This window comes from Streptomyces fumanus (assembly GCF_014655295.1).
GTDB classification, from domain to species: domain Bacteria; phylum Actinomycetota; class Actinomycetes; order Streptomycetales; family Streptomycetaceae; genus Streptomyces; species Streptomyces fumanus.
The window spans coordinates 48450-68169 of the sequence record NZ_BNBI01000003.1 but is presented as its reverse complement, the minus strand read 5'-3'; the positions used below and the strand labels follow the sequence as shown (position 1 = coordinate 68169).

The following is a 19720-nucleotide window of genomic DNA, read 5'->3' as shown; positions in this document are numbered from 1 at the left end:
GGGGGAGACAGCCCGAAGGAGCCCGGCATGGCGCCGACGACACCCGATTTCGGCCCCGACATCGACCCTTACGCGCCCTACGACCCGCAACGCGACTGCGACCCCGGTGCGAAACCCGGGCTGCTCGCCTTCCGCGACCTGGTGCTCGATGCCTACCCCGGCACGACCGACCTGGGGATCAGCAGGGCCTGCGGCAGCGGAGGCCAGAGCGAACACAAGGAGGGCCGCGCCTGGGACTGGGGCGTGAGCGCCCGCAACCAGGGCAACCTCGCCGACGACCTGATCGGCTGGCTCCACGCCACCGACCGGCACGGCAACCCGCACGCCCTCGCCCGCCGCTTCGGCATCATGTACATGATCTGGAACCGGCACATCTGGATGGCCAACCGCCCCGACGCCGGATGGCAGCCCTACCGCGGCGCCAACCCCCACACCGACCACATCCACTTCAGCTTCTCCTGGGCCGGGGCCCGCAAGGAGACCAGTTGGTGGAACGGTCCGGTGGTGCCGGATCGGCGGCAGCGGTTGGCGGTGGGGTTGTCGGTGGATGGTCGGGTGGAGGTGTTTCATGCGGCGGTGGATCAGGTGTATCACACGTTTCAGGTGGAGGTGGGTGGTGCGTGGTCGGGGTGGCGGGCGTTCGGGGGGCCGGGGTCGGCGACGATCGGGTTGTCGGCGGCGCCGGACGGCCGGTTGGAGTTGTTCGCGATGAATGGGGAGACGTTCTTGCATCGGTATCAGGTGAAGGCGTCGGGGGAGTGGGCGGATTGGTACACGTTCGGGGGTGGGGGTGAGCATATGGCGGTGGGGCGTAATCATGACGGCCGGTTGGAGGTGTTCGCGTCCAATTCCAGTGGGGTGCATCATCGGTGGCACGAGTCGCCGGGTGGTACGTGGCATGAGTGGTGTCCGTTGGGTGGGCCGGGGGGTGCGCGGCTTGCGGTGGCGCCGGCGTCGGACGGGCGGTTGGAGGTGTTCGCTCTGACTGATGAGATTTTCCGGCATACCTGTCAGGTGGATCTGTCGGGGGCGTGGCGGCAGTGGGTGGATTTCGGGTTGGGGGGTGAGCATGTGGCGGTGGGGCGTAATCATGACGGCCGGTTGGAGGTGTTCGCGTCCAATTCCAGTGGGGTTCATCATCGGTGGCAGAACACGCCGGGTGGTGACTGGTTCGAGTGGCAGCCGTTGGGGGGTCCGTCGGGGGCGCGGTTGGCGGTGGTGGAGTCGCATGACGGGCGGCTGGAGGTGTTCGCGATGAACGACGATCTCCTTCAGCACAATTATCAGGTGGATCTGTCGGGGGCGTGGCGGCCGTGGCAGGACTTCGGGGGCGGGGGGTACTTCATCCAGGCCCTGCGCAACCGTGACGGCCGTCTGGAGATCGTCGCCAACAATCCCGGCGGCGTGCACCACCGCTGGCAGCACCAGCCGGGCAGCACCTGGCACGACTGGCAACCCCTCTGACACCCCCGGAACCTCTCACACCTCTCGCGCCGCTCACACAGATCAGGAGTACTGCCATGGCACCTTGCCGCGTTCCGCCGGACCGTGACCTGGAGGTCACGAAGACCGTCTACATCGTCGGCCGCGACCTGGGCGTGTCCGACAAGGTCATGCTCGCCGGCTTCGAAGCCGGCTGGGTCGAGTCCCATATGAACAACCTCGACTGCGGCGACCGGGACTCGCTCGGAGTCTTCCAGCAGCGCCCCAGCCAGGGTTGGGGCACACCGGAACAGATCATGCACGTGCCGTACGCCGCCGAGCAGTTCTTCACCCGCGCCGTCCGCGTCGAGAGCCAGCAGCCGAACCTGACCGCTGGCCAGACAGCGCAGAAGGTGCAGCGTTCCGCCTTCCCCGACCGATACGACCAGGCCGAGGGCAAGGCCCGCGCACTGCTGGAGGAAGCGAGGGAAGCGGTCGGTCCGGTGGTGCCGGATCGGCGGCAGCGGTTGGCGGTGGGGTTGTCGGTGGATGGTCGGGTGGAGGTGTTTCATGCGGCGGTGGATCAGGTGTATCACACGTTTCAGGTGGAGGTGGGTGGTGCGTGGTCGGGGTGGCGGGCGTTCGGGGGGCCGGGGTCGGCGACGATCGGGTTGTCGGCGGCGCCGGACGGCCGGTTGGAGTTGTTCGCGATGAATGGGGAGACGTTCTTGCATCGGTATCAGGTGAAGGCGTCGGGGGAGTGGGCGGATTGGTACACGTTCGGGGGTGGGGGTGAGCATATGGCGGTGGGGCGTAATCATGACGGCCGGTTGGAGGTGTTCGCGTCCAATTCCAGTGGGGTGCATCATCGGTGGCACGAGTCGCCGGGTGGTACGTGGCATGAGTGGTGTCCGTTGGGTGGGCCGGGGGGTGCGCGGCTTGCGGTGGCGCCGGCGTCGGACGGGCGGTTGGAGGTGTTCGCTCTGACTGATGAGATTTTCCGGCATACCTGTCAGGTGGATCTGTCGGGGGCGTGGCGGCAGTGGGTGGATTTCGGGTTGGGGGGTGAGCATGTGGCGGTGGGGCGTAATCATGACGGCCGGTTGGAGGTGTTCGCGTCCAATTCCAGTGGGGTTCATCATCGGTGGCAGAACACGCCGGGTGGTGACTGGTTCGAGTGGCAGCCGTTGGGGGGTCCGTCGGGGGCGCGGTTGGCGGTGGTGGAGTCGCATGACGGGCGGCTGGAGGTGTTCGCGATGAACGACGATCTCCTTCAGCACAATTATCAGGTGGATCTGTCGGGGGCGTGGCGGCCGTGGCAGGACTTCGGGGGCGGGGGGTACTTCATCCAGGCCCTGCGCAACCGTGACGGCCGTCTGGAGATCGTCGCCAACAATCCCGGCGGGGTGCACCACCGCTGGCAGCACCAGCCGGGCAGCACCTGGCACGACTGGCAACCCCTCTGACACCCCCGGTTCACAGCCGCCAGTGGATGTCCTGGTCCGGGGTGTAACGGCACATCGTCCCGGTGGAGACGGTGCGGCGCAGATGCGCGGCGAGGGCCGGGTGCTGTTCGTCGAGTCGGCGCAGGGTGTCGCGGATGCGGGCGGTGACGTTCTTGCGGGCGCGTTCGCGCGGGTCGTCCAGACGGCGTGGGCGGCCCGCGAGCCCCGTATGACGACGCAGTTCGTCCAGCAGGGCGGCGCGTTCCCGGTCGTAGGCCGCCGCGCGGGCGTCGTCGCCCCGCTGCACCGCACGGTCGATCTCGGTCTCCAGTCGCTCCAGGTGACACCGGTAGCGTCGGCGGGCCTCTTCGTCCAGGACCTCGTCGGCGCCCAGGCCGTGCGCGGTGGCCACGGTGTCGTCGTCCGGGTTCAGCAGCCGGACCGCGGCGATGTCCTGGCCGGGAAGGCCCAGCAGGACGTGCAGGTCCCGCAGGCCCTTCGCGTCCGCCAGGTGCACGGTGTGGCCCTCGTACGTCAGGCGCCACACCTCTCCGGTACGGCGGAACTCGCACAACGGGGCGTCCGGCCGGTCGGGGGACGGGCGTGCGGTGAGGTGCTCGACGCGGGTGAGCAGATGGGTCATGCCCAGGTGCCGCGCCTGCGTCGTCACCTCGTGGAGGAGGGCGGCGAGGTCGTGTTCGCCGTCGGTGCCCCGTTCCGCGAGCGCGCGGGCCAGTTCGATCCGAGCCCGCAGGGACCACGGCGGGGCGTGCAGCCGCTCGGCCGAGCGGAGAGCCGCGGTGAGCCGGCGGACCGCGCGGTCCCACCGGCGGCGGGCGGCGTCGAGGACGCCCAGCCACAGCGCCGCCGGACCGCCGATGTCCCATCCCAGCAGCGAGACCAGCCACTGGCCCTCGTACGGGGCCAGCGCGGCGAGGGCGTCCTCGCACCACTCCGGGTCGCCCGAGGCGGCCGCCGCCTGTGCCTGGTAGCGCAGCCAGAGCGGGGTGAGACCCCGGAACAGCGCCGTGTCCCCGTCGGCTCCCGCACCCGGCCGGGGGACGGGCACGCGCGGCAGCTCCCCGGCCTCCAGCTCGGTCAGGGCCGCCAGGAGGTGGACGTACGGGTGCTGCCGGCTCCGCAGGGCATCCAGTGACCGCCTCGCCTCGGCGAACTCGCCCCGTAGGACGAGCAGGGCCCACCGGTGATGGGCGAGGAAGTGCCGGTGGTAGTTGGGGGCGGTGACGCTCAGGGACTCCGACTCGTCCAGCAGCCGCGCCGCCTCGGCGAACTCGCCCGCCATGGCGTGGACGACGCTGCGGTCGATGACGGAGGTCAGCCGCAGACGGGGGGAGCCGTCGGTGGCGGCCACGGCCACCATGGTGTGGAAGTCTTCGAGGAACCGCGGGTCGTCCGCCTCCAGCGCGGCGACCCACCGCATGGACAGCGCCACATGCTCGGTCCAGCGGTCGCCGCGGCGCCGCGACACCGCGACGAGTTCGGCGGCCAGGTCGCGCCGGCTGTCCGCGCCCCGCGGACCCCACTCCGCCTGCATGCGCGCCCACAGCCCGATGTGCAGGGCGTCGTCGTCGCCGACCGCGCGGGCCTCGGCGACCACCGCCGCCGCGACGCGGCGGGCCAAGTGCGACTCGGAGAGGTGGAGTCCGGTGTCGTCCGGTGCTGCGGGTACGGCGTCCTGGCCGGTGGCGCCGGGGCCGCGCCCCTCGGCCGCCGTCGTGGCCGTCGTGGCAGTCGTCTTGCCGGGGCGGGTGACGAGCTGCCTGTGCGCCCAGTGCAGGGCGCGCGGCTTCAGCATGGTCGTGTCACCGCGTCCGTCGGCGCCGTAGAGGGTGAGCGCGGTGCGTCCCAACAGCAGCGGCCGGTCCAGGTCCCGCACCAGCGTGGCGGCGTCCGCGAACACCCGCCAGGAACGCTCCTGTTCGCCGGTCACCTGGAGCGCGAGCCCGAGGTCGAGGCCGATCAGCACGCGCCGGGCGGGGTCCGCGTCGGCGAGGCGGTCCAGGGCGCGCTCGTAGTGGCCCACCGCCTCCTCGTGCGCCATACGGTGCTCCGCGTGCCGCGCCGCGGACAGCATCAGGTCCACGGCCTCGTCCCGGTCCAGTTCCTCGAAGGCGAGGTGGGCGTGACGGGCCAGCTCCACCGGGAGTATCACGTCCACCGAGGCCGCCGCCGTGACCCGCAGCGCGTGCACCGCGGCGGCGTGGAGCCTGCGGGCCCGCTGCGCGTCCAGGCTTCCGTACAGCGTCTCGCGGACCAGGTCGTGCTTGAAGACGACCACTCCCGAGCACTCCCGCTCGACCAGGTGGGCGTCGGTCGCCTGGTCGAGCCACCGGCGTACCTGTGTGGGCGGGCTGCCCAGGACCCGGGCCAGGATGTCGGTGCGGAACCGCCGCCCCAGTACCGACGCCGCGCCGAGGCAGGTCGCCACCGGGTCGTCCAGCAGCCGTAACCGCTGCTGGAGCGCGGCGTGCAGACCCGGCGACACCGCCGTCACCTCGTGGCCGCCGGCCCACAGGCGCGCGGTCTCCTGGACGAAGAAGGGGTTGCCTCCGGTGCGGCGCAGGACCTCGGTGACCAGGGTGTCGTCCGGTGTCCGTCCCGCCGTGCGGTGCATCAGTTCGGCGACATCCGCGGCCGGCAGACCCGGGAGCGCGAGCGTCGTGGCCCGGGTCATGAGCGAGCGCAGCCGGTCGCGCGACGGATGGTCGGGCCGCTCGATCTCCACGTCCCGGCACGTGGCCAGGATCAGGACCCGCTCCAGCGACAGGTGCTGGGCGGCGAACTCCAGCAGCGCCACCGAGGCCGGGTCGGCCCAGTGCACGTCCTCCAGCACGACCAGTACGGGCTGGTGCTGGGCGGCGGTGACCAGCAGGGTGGTGACCGCGTCGAACAACTGGAACTGATCCACGTCCCCGGCGTCGGCCCCACCGCCGTCGAGCAGGACCTGCCAGGCCGCCCCAGCCGCTTCCGAGGCGGCCTCCCACGTTTCCGTCCGCGCGGATCTGCGCAGGTTGCGGACGACCTGCGTCCAGGGCCAGTACCCGGGAGTGCCGTCGGCGTCCCAGCACGCCCCGCGCAGCACCGTCAGGCCCTGGCTCCGCGCCTCCTGAACCGCGCGGCCAGCGAGGGACGTCTTGCCGATGCCCGCCTCACCGGTGATCAGCAGCACGCCACCGTGTCCGGCGACCGCGCGCTCGACGCCCGCCCGTACCGCGCGCAGGAAGTCGTCGCGCCCCAGGAGCAGCCGCCCGGCCGGCGGTGTGCTCATGTCCGGCACCGGCCGCAGCACCTGCTTACCGGGCACCCCATGCCACCACCCCCGCAGCATCCGCAGCCCCCCGGGCCGCGGCCGTCGTTCCTGTTCAGGAGCGTAGTGGCTGTTCGAAAAGTGGATCAACCGCGCCGAACGCGCCCCGGGGCAGCGGGGGCCGCTGCCGCGAGGGCCGGGCGGAAGGCGCCCGCCCGCCATGTGCATGGGGCAGGACACCATTCCCGCTCGCGAAGCCACCGATCCGGTCACCGGCCGGACGGTGGGCGGCGAGGGTCACTTGGATTCGAGGTGTCCCAGCGGGTGGCTGCCCGTCAGCACGGTTCGGGCGTGCTCCCAGTCGGTGTGGTCGATGCCGGTGACGTGTCGCAGATAGGCGAGGGTGACCTGCTGGACGAGGGCGACCCGGTCGGGGTTCTCGTCGGTGGTCTCCGCCACTCGGTGACCGGAGACGCCACCGAGGAAGTGCTCGCCGCCGCGGACGGTCAGGAGGCTCTTGTCGCCGCGGCTGAGGGTATAGGGGTCGGTCGTCCAGGCCGGGCCCCGGGTGGAGAGCGGAAGGTCGTCCTTGTCTCCCGCGACGACGAGGCCAGGGGCGGTGATGCGGGAGAAGTCCTGATCGCGCAGCCAGGGAAGGGTGTCGTGGGCGAAGGGGGTCAGTTCGTCGCCGCCCTTGCCCGCGGTGGCCAACTGGACGCTGGCCATGATCCGGGCATCCGACAGGTCCTCGGCGGCACCGGTCCGCGGGTCCCGGACGCGCAGACCGACCAGGACGCCGGCCGTCTGGCCGCCGAAGGAGTGCCCGGCCGCGACGACACGGCTGCGGTCCACGCGCCCCGACAGACCCGGCACGGCCGCCTCCAGGGTGGCGAGCTCATCGAGGATGCGCCGCATGTCCTGTACGCGGTAGCGCCACATCTGGGGCCGGCGCGGGTCGTCGGCGGAGAGGCCGAGCCGCTCGGAGTCCAAGTGGGTGGCCTGCACCACGACGAAGCCGCCCGACGCCCAGTGATCGACCAGCGGGGCGTAACCGTCCAGGTCCGAGCCGAAACCGTGGGCGAAGAGCACGACGGGCAGGCGGTCGCCGGTGACAGGGGCGGTGACGCGGACGGGCAGGTCCGCACCGCGCCACGGTGCCTCCAGCACGAGCGGCTTGACGGACACGGTCGCGGTGGGGGCGGGCCCGGAAAGGCCGGTCGCGGGGTAGTACGTGGTCATGGTCATGCGGGTGTCTGCCTTTCACCGGGCGACGTTCGGCTCGTCCCAGTAGGGGACGGGCATGTGAGCCACCGTAGAACCTGACGTGCACGTGAAGGGCAAGCGCGCGACGCACCCGGTGCGGAACAGGTGGGCCTCGTCGCGGCGTCCGGTGAGGGCCCCGCCGACCCCTCGTCCTGTGCGGGGCAGGGCGTCCGTCCGGGCCGCCGCCGCGGGGGTGCGGCGGCGGCCCGGACCCGGTCCGGTACCGGTCGGCCGGATCAGCCGTTGTAGGAGGCGGTCACGTCCAGGACCCAGGTCACGCCGAACCGGTCGGTGAGCATGCCGTACAGCGGTGCCCACTGCGCGGGCTCCAGTGGCCGTACCACCGTCGAACCGTCGGCGAGCCCCTGCCACAGGGCGCCGATCTCCTCGGCGTCGTCGCCGCGCACGGAGACGAAGAACGGGTTCTCGCCCTGCTGCCAGGGCTGTTGGGCGGGCACGTCGTAGGCCATGACGTGGAAGCCGTTGTCCGCGACCACCTCACCCCACATGACCCAGTCCGCCTCGTTCTCGTCCTGCACGTTGCCGGCGTCCTTGTAGGTGACGGCCACGACACGTCCGCCGAAGACGGACCGGTAGAACTCCAGCGCCTCGCGTGCGGCGCCCCGGAAGTTCAGATGAGTGGTGGTCGTGATGGCCATGGTGTGCTCCTTGCTCTCGCTCACGGACGAGCGCCGCCGCACCGGCCTGGGCCGTCGCGGGGCGACCGTGCCACGGGAGTACTGACGTCCCCCGGGGCTCCAGCAAGACCTTTCCAGGCGTAGCGGACAGGGAGTGTCCCCCTCTTCCGGGTCGTTGTCACGCCGGACGGTCCACAGGGCCGTCCCCCGGGCTGCTTCCGGCAGCCGGACGCCACATGGTGGTGACGACCTGGCCCGTGGCGACGACGACCTCTTCCTGCGGGACGAAACCGACGCTCTCGTACCGCTGGATGTTGGCCGGGTTGGACGACTCCAGGTAGGCGGGGAGCTCCAGGGCGTCGATGTGAGCGAGGCTTTCGGCGAGCAGGGACATGCCGAGTCCCTGACCCCGGTGCTGGTCGTGGACGGCGAGCAGCGTCAGGTAGAAGTGCGGCCGCTGCGGTCGCGCGGCCGCGAACTGGTCGTTCATCTTCATGATGGTCTCGGCCACGTCCTGGCCGGCGACCTGGCGCAGAAGGTCCGGGAGGCCGGCGGCCTCTTCGCTGGTCAGTTCGGATCGGCCGGGGGGAATCCACACCGCCGTGGCCTCCGCGTGGTCGCTGACGAACGTCCAGTGATGGCGCAGTGCCGAGGTCGCGTAAAGCCGCCACATGGCCGCCGACTGCTCGGCGCGTCGTTCGGTGTCAGGGAAGGCCGGCGCCCACAGCGGGTCGTTGAAGAAGGCGGTGGTCAGTGTGCGGACGATGGCGTCGATGTCCGCGGAGGTTGCGATACGCATGCGAAAGGGGCCCTGCGTGGGCGGCATCCGCTGATTCCTTTCATCTGGGCGAGGGGCGTCTCAGCCGCGGCGAGGTCCTCGGGTTCGATGCCGACGAGTCCGGCGAGCAGCCGTCCTGGCGCTGTCCGTTCCGGCGACAGTCCTGGTCACCTCCTTGTATCAACGTTTCCGGCCACGGTCCGGTTCACCCGCCGGTCAGGTGCTGCCTGGCCGACCGTCAGTGACGAGGAGGGGAGAAGATGCCGCACCCGAACGCGGAAAAACTGTACTGGGCTGTAAAGTTCAGATTAGACTGTGCTGTAAAGTGCAGATTCGGTTGGAGGAGGGGATCGGCTTGGACGCCGCCCACGTGGACGATGTCCCCGCCGAGAGGTCCGGGCGGCGCAGGTCGGCCGCCGACGAGAAGATCCTCCGAGCGGCGAAGGAACTGTTCCTGGCCGACCGCTACGACGGGGTCTCCCTGGAGCGGGTCGCCGAGCGCGCGGGCCTCTCGCGGCAGACCGTGTACAACCGCTTCGGGTCCAAGGAGGCGGTCTTCCGGGAGATGGTCCGCTACCACTGGTCGGCGTTCGCCGACCCGGACCGACGGCTCGGCACCCGCGAGGCCGACACGGACGCCGAGGAGGTTCTGCGCGGGTTCGCCCAGTCCCTCCAGCGCTTCGCCGAGGAAACGGACCAGATCCGTTTCGCCCGGCTGGTGGCGAGCGAATCGTGCCGTCTGCCATGGATCGCGGACGAGTTCTACCGGCTGGGGAAGGGGCCGCTCGTCGCGGCGTTCGCCGGCCGCCTCGACGACCTGGTCCGTCGCGGCCGCCTGCGCTGCCCGGACACCTACCTGGCGGCGCGCCAGTTCATGGGCCTCATCCAGGAGTTCCTGGTCTGGCCGCGGGTCATGGGTTTCGAGGCGGAGACCGCCGCCCAGCCCGACGCGAGCGTGGTGATCGAGGAGGCCGTCCTCGGCTTCCTCGCCCGCTACGCACCTGGACCGGGTGGTCCCGTCTGACCCCCGGCGCGCGGTCACCGCGTCCGCGTCCGCATCCGCAGTCGCCTTGGTTGTCGCATCCGTAGGCGACCCGCCCGTGCATTCCGGAGGACTCAACGTGACAGCAGCAACCATGTCACTCGGCGACGTGGAGATCACGCGTGTCATCGAGTGGTCAGGACCCGTCCGTACGGCCCGCTTCATCATCCCGGACAGCGACGAGGAGACCTGGCGGCGCAACCAGGAGTGGTTGGAGCCGGATTTCTGGACGCCCGCCGACGACGCCTACCACTGCCACATCCAGACCTGGGTCGTGCGCAGCGAGGGCAGGACCATCCTGGTCGACACCGGTGTCGGCAACGGAAGGGAGCGCCCGCAGGTCCCGCAGTTCGCCGGTCTGCGGACCGACTACCTCGCCCGCCTGCGCGAGGCCGGTGTCGCTCCGGAGGACGTCGACATCGTGGTCAACACCCACATCCACTACGACCACGTCGGCTGGAACACCGAGTCGCGCGACGGTGAGTGGGTCCCCACCTTCCCCAACGCCACCTACCTGATCCCCAGGGCCGACCACCTCTACTTCGACCCCGAAGGTCCCGGCCCGGGCCGCGGCCGGGCGCCGCGCGACGAACACGAAAGGATCCGCTGGGCGGGCAGCAGGCTGGTCTTCGAGGACAGTATCGCCCCCGTCCACCGGGCCGGACAGGCGGTGCTGTGGGAGGACTCCCACCGCATCGACGGCAATCTGCTGCTGGAAGCGGCACCGGGCCACACCCCCGGCTCCTCCGTCCTCACCCTGCGCTCCGACACCGACCGCGCCGTGTTCGTCGGTGACATGCTGCACAGCCCCGTGCAGGTCCTCGAGCCTGCGTGGAACAGTTGCTTCTGCGACGACCCCGGGCGCGCGGCCAGGACCCGCGCGTCCTACCTCTCCCGCGCCGCCGAGCTGCGCGAACTCGTCATCCCTGCCCACTGGCCCGGACCCGGAGCCGCCGAAGTCCGCCGGGACGGCGACGGGTTCGCCATCGCCGAATGGGCCGCCTTTCCCCGCGGCTGACACGGACGGAGCACGGACACCGGACTCCGCCGCCGACGGGCGCCCACCGCGCGGACCGCTCCTCGTCGTCCCACTGGCAGCGGAAGCGGGCCGCCCGCCACCGCGGCCGACAGGTGCGGCCTACGCCGGAAGCGTCGCGAGGAACGCCTCGGCCGCGTCGTGGACCCTTCGGCGGTCGCCGGTGGCGAGCAGATCGAGCAGCAGTCCCCGGAGGGTGGCGATGACGAGGGTGGCCGTGCGGGTGGCCGTGACCGGGTCGGTGTCCGGGCCCTGCGCCTCGCGCAGGCTGTTCATCCAGTCGGTCACCACATGGTCGAGGAAGTCCGCGAACTGCTCCGGGGCCTGCAACGCGTGTCCGTACACGGCGAAGAAGAGCCGGAACTCCCCTCCTCGCCGCGGGTCGGACACTCTTTCCCAGACGGCTCTCACATCCGCCCGCAGGCCGTGGCTCGGCCCGACGGCGGCGACGATGCGTTCGCGCAGCCGTCCGAGGATCTCCTGCAGCATCTGCTCCTTGGAGCCGAAGCGGTGGACCAACGACGTCGTCGACACGCCCAGGGCGGCGGCGACGGGCCGCCAGGACAGATCGCTGAACCCGTGCTCGATCGTGTAGTCCACGACCGCGTCGAGAAGTTCGGCGCGCCGTGCGTGGTCCACGGGGCGTCCGGCCATGCCTCACCCTCCGTCATGTCAGGGGCGCTGCGGTCCGGTGGAAGGCCCCGTGGTCGTCGTCATCGTATGCCCCGGTTCAGCCGGCCTGCCCGGTGGTGACGACGATCTTGCCCAGGCCCTGCTGTCCCTGTTCCAGGTAGCGGTGCGCGTCGACGATGTCTTCCATGGGGAACACACGGTCGACGGTGGGGCTGAGCGCGCCGCTGCGCAGGCCGGCGAAGAGGAAGGCGGCGATGCGTCGCACCGCGGCGGTGTCGAGGGCGTGCTCGAAGCTCATGTAGCGGTGGGTGGTGATGGGCACGGAGGGATAGGGGGCCGGGCGCGGGTCGAGCCAGCCCACCGTGACCAGCGTGCCGGAGAAGCGCTTGGCCGCCTTGGCGAGTTCGGCGAGTCCTGGGCCCATGACGGAGTCGAGGATGATGTCCGCCCCCGCGCCGCCGGTGTGCGAACGGGTGGCCTCGACGATGTCCTCGGTGTCGGTGGCGACGACTGCCGCGGCTCCGGCGGCCAGCAGGCCGTCCCTCTTCGCCGCGTGACGGGTCACCGCGATGGGGGTGGCGCCGATCTGGTTGGCGATCTGGAGGGCGGCGAGGCCGACCGTGCCGGACGCCGCGGTGATCAGGACCCGGTCGCCCGGCCGCATACCGGCCTTCTCGACAAGTGCTCCGTAGGCGGTGGAGTAGGCGACCCACAGCGCCGCCGCGCCGACCGGGCTCAGCCTCTCGGGACGCTCGATGATCCGGGTGGCGGGCAGCACGGTGTGGTCCGCGTACGTGCCGTTGGCGGTCATGTCGGGAACGGCGGTCAGCACCACCGCGTCACCGACCTCGTACCCCTCGACACCCTCTCCCAGCGCGTCGATGACACCGGTTCCCTCGCATCCGAGCCGGGCGTGCGGCAGCTTGACCGGCATCGGAGAGGCGCCGGAACGCGTCAGTTCGTCCAGCCGGTTGACGGCGAACGCCTCCAGCCTGACGCGGACCTCACCGGGACCCGGGGTGCCCGCTGGTTCATCGACCAAGCGCAGGACATCCGGGCCGCCGACCTCGTCGAAAACAACAGCACGTGACATGGGGACCTGATCCTTCCGTCCGGTGCGTTCGCGTGAGCGCACCTCGACTGGGCCCCCATTATTGGCACGACCGTTCCAATAAAACAACCGGAATCCGAGGGGGAGGAGCCCGGTGGCCCCGGAGCCGGGCGGAGAACCTGCCGCGGACCCGGACAGCCCTGGACGGGCCGCGCTCAGTGCGAACGGTCGAACGCCTCCTGATCGAGCAGCACCTGGGGCATGTGCGTCTCCGCCCACTCCCGCAACTGCGACAGCGGGCGTGCCAGCGACGCGCCCCGCGCGGTGAGCCCGTAGAACACCCGCGGCGGTACGGACGGCTCGACCCGGCGGGTCACGAGGCCGTCCCGTTCGAGCGCCCTCAGGGTCTGCGTCAGCATTTTCTGGGAGATCCCGGTCATGGCCCGCTTGAGTTCCGCGAACCGGAGTTCGCCGCCGGTCCGGTCGAGGGTCAGCACGAGCATGGTCGTCCACTTCGTGCCGACCCGGTCGAGCAGATGCCTGGTGGGGCAGGCCGCGTCGAAGAGGTCACCGCGGTGGGGGGTCACCCCGGGGTGACCAGGCGTCCGGGAAGTGCCTTCTTGTCCGTCCATGGTCGGTCTCCTATCTTCGCCTGGTATCTGATGGTAACCAATGAAGGGGATGAACCATGCTGACTGCCTACCTGGCGGGCGCCCGAGCCCGCCATGTCCCGGTGAACGACGTCCGACTCGCGGTCGAGGTGGCAGGTGACGGCCCCGCCGTCCTGCTGCTGCACGGCTTTCCGCACACCCGGGCGATCTGGTCCGAGGCCGCGCCACTGCTGACGGCGGCCGGGCTCCGCGTCGTCGCCCCGGATCTCCGCGGCCTGGGCGACAGCGACCGGGCGGCCGGCGGTTACCGGGCGACCGAGCTGGCCGGTGATCTGGCCGGGGTCCTCGACGCGCTCGGCATCGACCGGGCGCACGTCGTCGGCATCGACCTCGGCACCGCACCGGCGTTCGCGCTGGCGGCCACCCGCCCGGACCGGGTGACCAGCCTGACGCTGAGCGAGGCGATGATCGGCACCCTGCCCGGCGCCGAGTCCTTCACGGCGAACGGCGCGCCCTGGTGGTTCGGTCTCCACGCGGTGCCCGGCGGGTTCGCCGAGGACCTGCTGGAGGGACGGGAGGACCGCTACATACGGTTCTTCCTCGACAGCGGGAGCCGCCGCGGGCTGCCGGAGGCGATGACCGCCCGGATCGTCGAGGCGTACCGCGGGCGCGAGTCCCTGCGGGCCGCTTTCGAGCACTACCGCGCGATGCCCGCGAACGCGGACTGGATCTCCTCCTGGGTGACGCGGAACGTGTTCACCCTTCCGGTGCTCACGATCGGCGGAGGCGCCGTCGGCGAGGCCACGGCGCGGCAAGTGGCCCCCTACGCAAGGGATTTGACGGAGATCCTGCTGCCCGACGCCGGCCACATCGTTCCGGTCGACGCACCCGAGGAGTTCGCGGCACTGGTGGCGCGGCACGCCAAGTCGGCGGAGGCACGGTCATGAGGCCATGACGAGCAGGCACACCGTCGCCCTCGTCCGGGCCGGGCTTCCCCGTCGCGCCGGTACGGGAACCAGGCAGGTGACGGCATGACGCGTGCGCAACGCGAGTACGTGCGTGAGCTCCGGCGGGACTCGCCGCTCGACCTCGGCGGCGATCTCGACGTCCAGCGGCCGCTGTCCGAGCGGATCCTCGGCGCGCAGCCGACCGGGGGCCGGCCGGCGCACCCTCCGCTCAGAACAGGCGGTCGCGCCGGATGTGGTGGGGGATGAGGTCCAGGAAGGCGTGCAGGGCCCGCGTGGGTGGTCTCGTGGCCGAGGCCACCACGCCGAGGGTCCAGGACAGCCGGGCGTCGGCGACCGGTACCACGCTGACCGGTCCGGCGGCCGACGCCGCGAAATCCGGCGGTGCCAGCGCCACCCCCAGGCCGTGCGCCACGTAGTCCGCGACGGTGGTGAGGTCGGACACCTCGATCAGGACCCGGCGGGACAACTCCGCCTTCCGGAAGGCGTCGTCGGTGATCTGACGCTGCCCGAATCCCTCGGGCATGTCCACGAACGGCTCCCCGGCCAGGTCGCTCAGGAGTACGTCGGGCCGGTCGGCCAGCCGGTGGCCGGACGGAACGAGCAGGGACAGGTCGTACCGCTTGACGGGCCTGACCCTCAGCTCCTCGTCCTCGATCTCCGCTCCCACGAAGGCCACGTCGACATGGCTTTCCTTGAGGCGTTCGATCAAGCCGGCGGTGCCGCGCTGAGAGGTTTCCGTGCGCAGCCGCACCTCGGGATAGCGACGGTGGAAGTCACCGGCCAGGGCGGGAACGTCCACGACGGTCAGTCCGCTGAGCAGCCCGACGGTGAGGCTGCCGCGCAGTCCTGCGGAGAGGGGTTCGACCACGGCCCGGGCCCGGTCGAGGGCCTCGATGGCGGCCCGCGCCTCGGGCAGGAACGCCGAGCCGGCCTCCGTCAGCCCGACCGACCGCGTGGAGCGGGTGAGCAGCTCGGCCTTCAGCTCGCCCTCCAGATTCTTGATCCCCGCCGACAGTGTCGACTGCGTGATGTGAAGCCGTTGCGCCGCCCGCGTGAAGTTCAGTTCCTCCGCGACCGCGATGAAGTACTCCAGGCGCCTCTGATCCACGCGGGCTCCATTGATCGGATGTGACGATGAAGCGTTCGAAAACATTCGTTGGACACGATAGCCGGTCAGCGTGAGGGTTGTCGTGCGGGCCACCACCGGGGCACCGCCCCGGCAACCCGGACCCGTCCGTTCCCGCTCCACCTCCGCTCCCTTTCTCTCCGACCCGCTCCAGGAAGGAACAGCATGCGCGTCCTGCTCACCGGCGCCACCGGCTACATCGGATCCGCAGTACTCGACCGGCTGCTCACCGCCGGCCACCAGGTCACCGCACTGGTGCGCTCCGCCGACAAGGCCGAGCGCGTACGGGCCAGGGGTGCCGACCCGGCGATCGCCGACCTGTCCGACGGGGACGCCCTGCACGACCTCGCCGCCCACAGCGACGGCGTGATCCACACGGCGTCGCCCGGCGACGAGACCAGTGCGACCGTGGACGAGATCGCGGTGACCAGCTTCCTGCGCGCCCTGCGGCACTCGGACCGGCCCTTCGTGCACACCACGGGCGTGTGGCTGCACGGCAGCGGGTCGGCGATCAGCGAGTCGACCCCCATGAACGCCCCTCGGCTCACCGCCTGGCGGGTCCCCCTCGCCACGCTCGTGCGCGAGACCGAGGGCGTCCGCACCAGCGTCATCGCTCCCGCGGTCGTGTACGGCAACGGCGGAGGGCTGCTGCGTCTCGTCGCCGCCGGACCGCGGTCCACGGGCAGTGCCCCCGCACTCACCATGATCGGTCCCGGGGACCAGCACTGGGCCACGGTGCACGTGGACGACCTGGCCGCCCTCTACACGCTCGCCCTGGAGAAGGCTCCCACCGGCTCGTACTTCCTCGGCGCGAGCGGGGTGAACCCCACCGTCCGCGAGATCACCGAGGCGGTCAGCCGTGCCGTCGGCCTGTCCGGCCGGGTCGAGGCCGAGCCCGTGGTGCAGACACTGGACCGGCTCGGCCTGCTCGGCGAGGCGCTCCTGCTCGACCAGCAGGCATCGGGCGACACTGCCCGGCGGGTACTCGGATGGACACCCGAGGGCCCCTCGATCCTCGACGACATCGCCCACACGGCCTTCTGAGCGAACCCCGCACCCCGACCCGCGCGGCATGCGGTACCCGGCCGTGAGCGGTCGACAGGCCGGTCGCTGCCGGGTCCGCGCCCGAAGGGAAGTGACATGCGTACTCCCGCCACCTCCGCCGGGGCAGGCCGCCGCCCGACCGCACCCGACCCGCACTCGGCCAAGCCGTCCAGCCGGGCCGCCTCGCACGGTGGTCCCCTGGCCGTCGGGGCTGCCGTCGCCGCCGGTCTGGTGGTTCCCGTCCAGGCCCGGCTCAACGGCGAGCTGAGCCACCGTCTCGACGACGGCATCGCCGCCGCGGCGATCAGCTTCTCCGGCGGCCTCGTCCTGCTGTCCGTCCTGGCGCTCTTCTCCCCGGGGCTGCGCGGCGCCCTGCGCGCACTGGCCGAGGCCGCCCGCGGCGGGCGGCTTCCCCGCCGTTACCTGCTGGCCGGTGTGCTCGGCGGCACGTTCGCCCTCGCCCAGTCCACCGCCGCCCTGATCACCGGAATCGCCGTGTTCACGGTATCGGCCATAGCGGGTCAGACACTCGGCGGACTCATCGTGGACGCCCGGGGCATCGGCGGCGGGCTGAAACAGCGCCCCGGCACCGCCCGTCTCACCGGCGCGGCCGTCATCCTGGTGGCGGCCGTCGTCTCCGCCCTGCCCCGCCTCGCCGGCACGCCTTCCCCCGCCACGATCGTCCTGCCGGCGCTCGCCGCCGTGGCCACCGGGTTCCTGCTCGGTGTGCAGCAGTCCCTCAACGGTGCCTCGGCCACCGCCTCGGGCTCGCCGCTGGCCGCGACCTGGCTCAACTTCTGTGTCGGAGCGGTGTTCCTCATCGCTGCCTGGGGGGTGAAGACCCTCGTCCGCGGCACGTCCGGGCATCCGCTGCCCACCGACTGGTGGGCCTGTCTCGGCGGGCTCTGCGGCGTGGTGTTCATCGGCGCCTCGGCCTTCCTGGTGCGACGCATCGGTGTCCTGCTGCTGAGCATGGCCTCGATCGCCGGTCAGCTCACCGGCTCCATCGCCCTGGACTACGCGTTCCCCTCCGGCGGCCGCTCGCCCTCCGTCCTCACCCTGCTCGGCGCGTCGCTCACCTTCGCCGCCGTGTGGATCGCCGCCCGGCGCCCGCGCGGCACCGCCGGCAAGTGAGCCCGCGACCACCCACCCCCCCCGTACACGAACCGCTGTTCTCCCACGCCCGGGCAGCGGAGCACGACAGTGCCACGGACGGCACGAAAGGAATCACCGATGCCCCACCAGCGCTCACAGAACAAGGAACGCCTCCTGATCAAGGGTGCGTACCTGATGACGCAGGACGACAAGCTCGGCAACCTCGTGGGTGATGTCCTCGTCGCCGACGGCCGGATCATCGACGTCGGACCGGACCTGTCCGACGGCCGGGCCCGGGTCATCGACGGCACGGGCAACGCCCTCCTGCCCGGCTTCATCGACACCCACCGCCACAACTGGCAGGGGGCCCTGCGCAACCTGGGCCCCGCCTGGACCTACCAGCAGTACCGCAGCCATGTGCAGATCGGCCTCGGCCAGCACTTCGAACCCCGCGACGTCCACATCGGCAACCTGGCCGCCGACCTGCTCTCCCTCGACAGCGGCGTGACCACCGTGCGCGACGAGTCCCACATCAGCAACAGCCCCGAACACTCGGACGCGGCCATCGCGGCGCACTGGGAGTCGGGCATCCGCGCGGTCTTCGACCACGGCTGGCCCTCCACCGAGGCCGAGCAGTGGCAGTTCGGCAGCGACCGTTCACACCCCGACGACATCCGGCGCATCCGCCATGAGGTGCTGCCCGACGACACCGCACGCGTCACCCTCAACGCCATGCTCCGCGGCCCCGAGCTGTCCACGCCTGAGGTCTCCGAACGGGACATCCGGCTCGCCCGTGAACTGGGCCTGCGCATCAGCATGCACGTCGGGCTCGGCGAGTGGGGTGCCCAGCGGCAGGCCGTCCGGCAGCTCGCCGAGTCCGGACTGCTGGCCGCCGACATGACGTTCATCCACTGCTGCACCACGACCGACGAGGAACTGCGGATGCTGGCCGCGCACGGCGCCACCGCCTCCGTGGCGGGCGCCCTCGAGGTCTTCATGCCGGGCCTCGGCCAGCCGGCCACCAACCGGCTGCTGGCCGCCGGCATCCGCCCGAGCCTGAGCGTCGACACCGAGACCATCGTCAGCGGGGACATGTTCGGCGTCATGCGGGCCACGCTCGCCTACCAGCAACTCGTCCTCGCCGGTGCCGCGGGCCCCATGGACCGGGCCCCCGGTCTGCCCACCTTCGACGCCGCGGACCTGCTGTCCTTCGCCACCATCGAGGGCGCCCGCGCGGCGGGCATCGACGACCGCACCGGCAGCCTGACGCCGGGCAAGGAAGCCGACCTGATCATGATCCGGCTGGACCACGTCAACACCCTTCCCGCCACGGACGTGGCGGCGACGATCGTCGCGGGCGGCCACGCCGGCAACGTCGACCTGGTGGTCGTGGCCGGTGACGTCCTCAAGGAGAACGGCGTACTGAAGGCCGGCGACGCCGTCTTCGAGGAAGCCGCCGCCTCCCGTGACCGGCTCTTCCACGCCGCCGGCCTGCCGCTGCCCGCGTGAGGGGAAGCGGCAGGCCGGTCGCAGACCCTGCCCGCGCGCACCGCCTGTGACGGCCGGGTGCCACCACGAGACGCAGCCGCACCCGGACGGAGCTGGGCTTGTTGGCGCAGGGCGTCGCACAGTGGGTGCGCCGGGGGCGGCCGGCAGCACCACGCGGCACCTCAGTCGCGGTTCGTGTCCTTCTGGAAGTCCTTGGCGCACTGGTCGCGCTCGGCAGCGGTGTTCGCGTGGTCGACGCAGTCGGAGTAGCTCTTGAACTCGTCGGAGTTGAACACCGCGACGCCCGCCGCCAGGATGACCGACGAGCCGATGAGGGCGAGTGCGCCCACGACGGCGCCGATCAGGGCCATCGCCCCGTTGGTGGCCAGGCCACGCTTCTTGCGGCGGTACCCGAGGATCCCGAAGACCACGGCGAGCGCTCCCAGCACGATGCCGCCGATCACGGTCCAGAACAGGACGGCGGCGCACAGGCCCAGCACCAGCGCCGCGATCCCGAATCCGTTGCGACGCTCGGCCGTCGTACCGGGGCCGGTCCCGCTCGCCGCGTAATGGTTCTGCGTCGAAACCATTTCTCCAACCTCCCTTGTCCCTTGGGTGATTGGCTGCCCCGAGTGGGCCCGGGCATGTCCGTCATCCCCGAACTCGCCTATGCCGTCCGTGTCTTCGCCGTCCGCTACCGCCGCCGTGACGGGGCGCGCTCGGTCGCCGCGGCTGTTGAACCGGCGCGGACCGGGGTCCGTTGACCCTCACGGAACGCCTCCCGGGCACGTACGACACCGGTGACATCCCGG

17 protein-coding genes are annotated in these 19720 nt (G+C 71.4%); 8 read left to right on the top strand and 9 right to left on the bottom strand.

Annotated elements, in window-relative coordinates:
- Window positions 1–27 precede the first annotated feature (27 nt).
- Window positions 28–1464, top strand: a complete 1437-nt coding sequence (locus IE316_RS07445; protein ID WP_190203355.1) for a PLL family lectin — start codon at window positions 28–30, stop codon at window positions 1462–1464.
- Window positions 1465–1520: 56 nt separating this feature from the next.
- A complete protein-coding gene (locus IE316_RS07440) occupies window positions 1521–2888 on the top strand; it encodes a PLL family lectin (RefSeq protein WP_190203354.1) in 1368 nt (455 codons plus the stop codon).
- A gap of 10 nt (window positions 2889–2898) precedes the next feature.
- Here IE316_RS07440 and IE316_RS07435 read toward each other — a convergent pair whose 3' ends face one another.
- The 4 genes from IE316_RS07435 to IE316_RS07420 all read right to left on the bottom strand — a co-directional run bounded on the left by IE316_RS07435 (window position 2899) and on the right by IE316_RS07420 (window position 8835).
- Window positions 2899–6156 carry an ATP-binding protein gene (locus tag IE316_RS07435; RefSeq protein WP_190203353.1) on the bottom strand — a complete coding sequence of 1086 codons (3258 nt, stop codon included), beginning with the start codon at window positions 6154–6156 and terminating at the stop codon, window positions 2899–2901.
- Window positions 6157–6432: 276 nt separating this feature from the next.
- Window positions 6433–7380, bottom strand: a complete 948-nt coding sequence (locus IE316_RS07430; protein ID WP_373311102.1) for an alpha/beta hydrolase family protein — start codon at window positions 7378–7380, stop codon at window positions 6433–6435.
- A 254-nt stretch (window positions 7381–7634) separates the two neighbouring features.
- Window positions 7635–8057 (bottom strand): VOC family protein, encoded by a 423-nt coding sequence (locus IE316_RS07425; protein WP_190203352.1) that lies wholly within the window; start codon window positions 8055–8057, stop codon window positions 7635–7637.
- Window positions 8058–8214: 157 nt separating this feature from the next.
- Window positions 8215–8835 (bottom strand): GNAT family N-acetyltransferase, encoded by a 621-nt coding sequence (locus tag IE316_RS07420; RefSeq protein WP_190203351.1) that lies wholly within the window; start codon window positions 8833–8835, stop codon window positions 8215–8217.
- Between the two features lie 304 nt (window positions 8836–9139).
- Between IE316_RS07420 and IE316_RS07415 the strand changes: the two genes are divergently transcribed.
- Both IE316_RS07415 and IE316_RS07410 read left to right on the top strand, forming a co-directional pair.
- Window positions 9140–9838, top strand: a complete 699-nt coding sequence (locus tag IE316_RS07415) for a TetR/AcrR family transcriptional regulator (protein WP_229910247.1) — start codon at window positions 9140–9142, stop codon at window positions 9836–9838.
- A gap of 97 nt (window positions 9839–9935) precedes the next feature.
- Window positions 9936–10874 (top strand): MBL fold metallo-hydrolase, encoded by a 939-nt coding sequence (locus tag IE316_RS07410; RefSeq protein WP_190203350.1) that lies wholly within the window; start codon window positions 9936–9938, stop codon window positions 10872–10874.
- A 120-nt stretch (window positions 10875–10994) separates the two neighbouring features.
- Here IE316_RS07410 and IE316_RS07405 read toward each other — a convergent pair whose 3' ends face one another.
- The 3 genes from IE316_RS07405 to IE316_RS07395 all read right to left on the bottom strand — a co-directional run bounded on the left by IE316_RS07405 (window position 10995) and on the right by IE316_RS07395 (window position 13208).
- Window positions 10995–11546, bottom strand: coding sequence for a TetR/AcrR family transcriptional regulator (locus IE316_RS07405; RefSeq protein WP_190203349.1), 552 nt, complete (start codon window positions 11544–11546; stop codon window positions 10995–10997).
- A gap of 76 nt (window positions 11547–11622) precedes the next feature.
- Entirely contained in the window at window positions 11623–12618 is a 996-nt protein-coding gene (locus tag IE316_RS07400; protein ID WP_190203348.1) for a zinc-dependent alcohol dehydrogenase family protein, read from the bottom strand.
- A 173-nt stretch (window positions 12619–12791) separates the two neighbouring features.
- Window positions 12792–13208 carry a winged helix-turn-helix transcriptional regulator gene (locus IE316_RS07395; protein WP_190203347.1) on the bottom strand — a complete coding sequence of 139 codons (417 nt, stop codon included), beginning with the start codon at window positions 13206–13208 and terminating at the stop codon, window positions 12792–12794.
- A gap of 56 nt (window positions 13209–13264) precedes the next feature.
- On the opposite strand from IE316_RS07395, the gene IE316_RS07390 reads away from it, so the two are divergent.
- Window positions 13265–14134, top strand: a complete 870-nt coding sequence (locus IE316_RS07390; protein WP_190203346.1) for an alpha/beta fold hydrolase — start codon at window positions 13265–13267, stop codon at window positions 14132–14134.
- A gap of 229 nt (window positions 14135–14363) precedes the next feature.
- Here the strand turns inward: IE316_RS07390 and IE316_RS07385 are convergent, their stop codons facing one another.
- Entirely contained in the window at window positions 14364–15263 is a 900-nt protein-coding gene (locus tag IE316_RS07385) for a LysR family transcriptional regulator (protein ID WP_190203345.1), read from the bottom strand.
- A 183-nt stretch (window positions 15264–15446) separates the two neighbouring features.
- Between IE316_RS07385 and IE316_RS07380 the strand changes: the two genes are divergently transcribed.
- From IE316_RS07380 to IE316_RS07370, 3 genes are all read left to right on the top strand, one after another.
- Window positions 15447–16325, top strand: coding sequence for an NAD-dependent epimerase/dehydratase family protein (locus tag IE316_RS07380; RefSeq protein ID WP_190203344.1), 879 nt, complete (start codon window positions 15447–15449; stop codon window positions 16323–16325).
- A gap of 96 nt (window positions 16326–16421) precedes the next feature.
- Window positions 16422–17459, top strand: a complete 1038-nt coding sequence (locus IE316_RS07375) for a DMT family transporter (protein WP_190203343.1) — start codon at window positions 16422–16424, stop codon at window positions 17457–17459.
- 99 nt (window positions 17460–17558) lie between these two features.
- The gene (locus IE316_RS07370; RefSeq protein ID WP_190203342.1) at window positions 17559–18929 is read left to right on the top strand and encodes an amidohydrolase family protein; all 1371 of its coding nucleotides are present in this window, start codon (window positions 17559–17561) and stop codon (window positions 18927–18929) included.
- Window positions 18930–19090: 161 nt separating this feature from the next.
- Here IE316_RS07370 and IE316_RS07365 read toward each other — a convergent pair whose 3' ends face one another.
- Window positions 19091–19498 (bottom strand): DUF4190 domain-containing protein, encoded by a 408-nt coding sequence (locus tag IE316_RS07365; protein WP_190203341.1) that lies wholly within the window; start codon window positions 19496–19498, stop codon window positions 19091–19093.
- Between the last annotated feature and the right edge of the window lie 222 nt (window positions 19499–19720).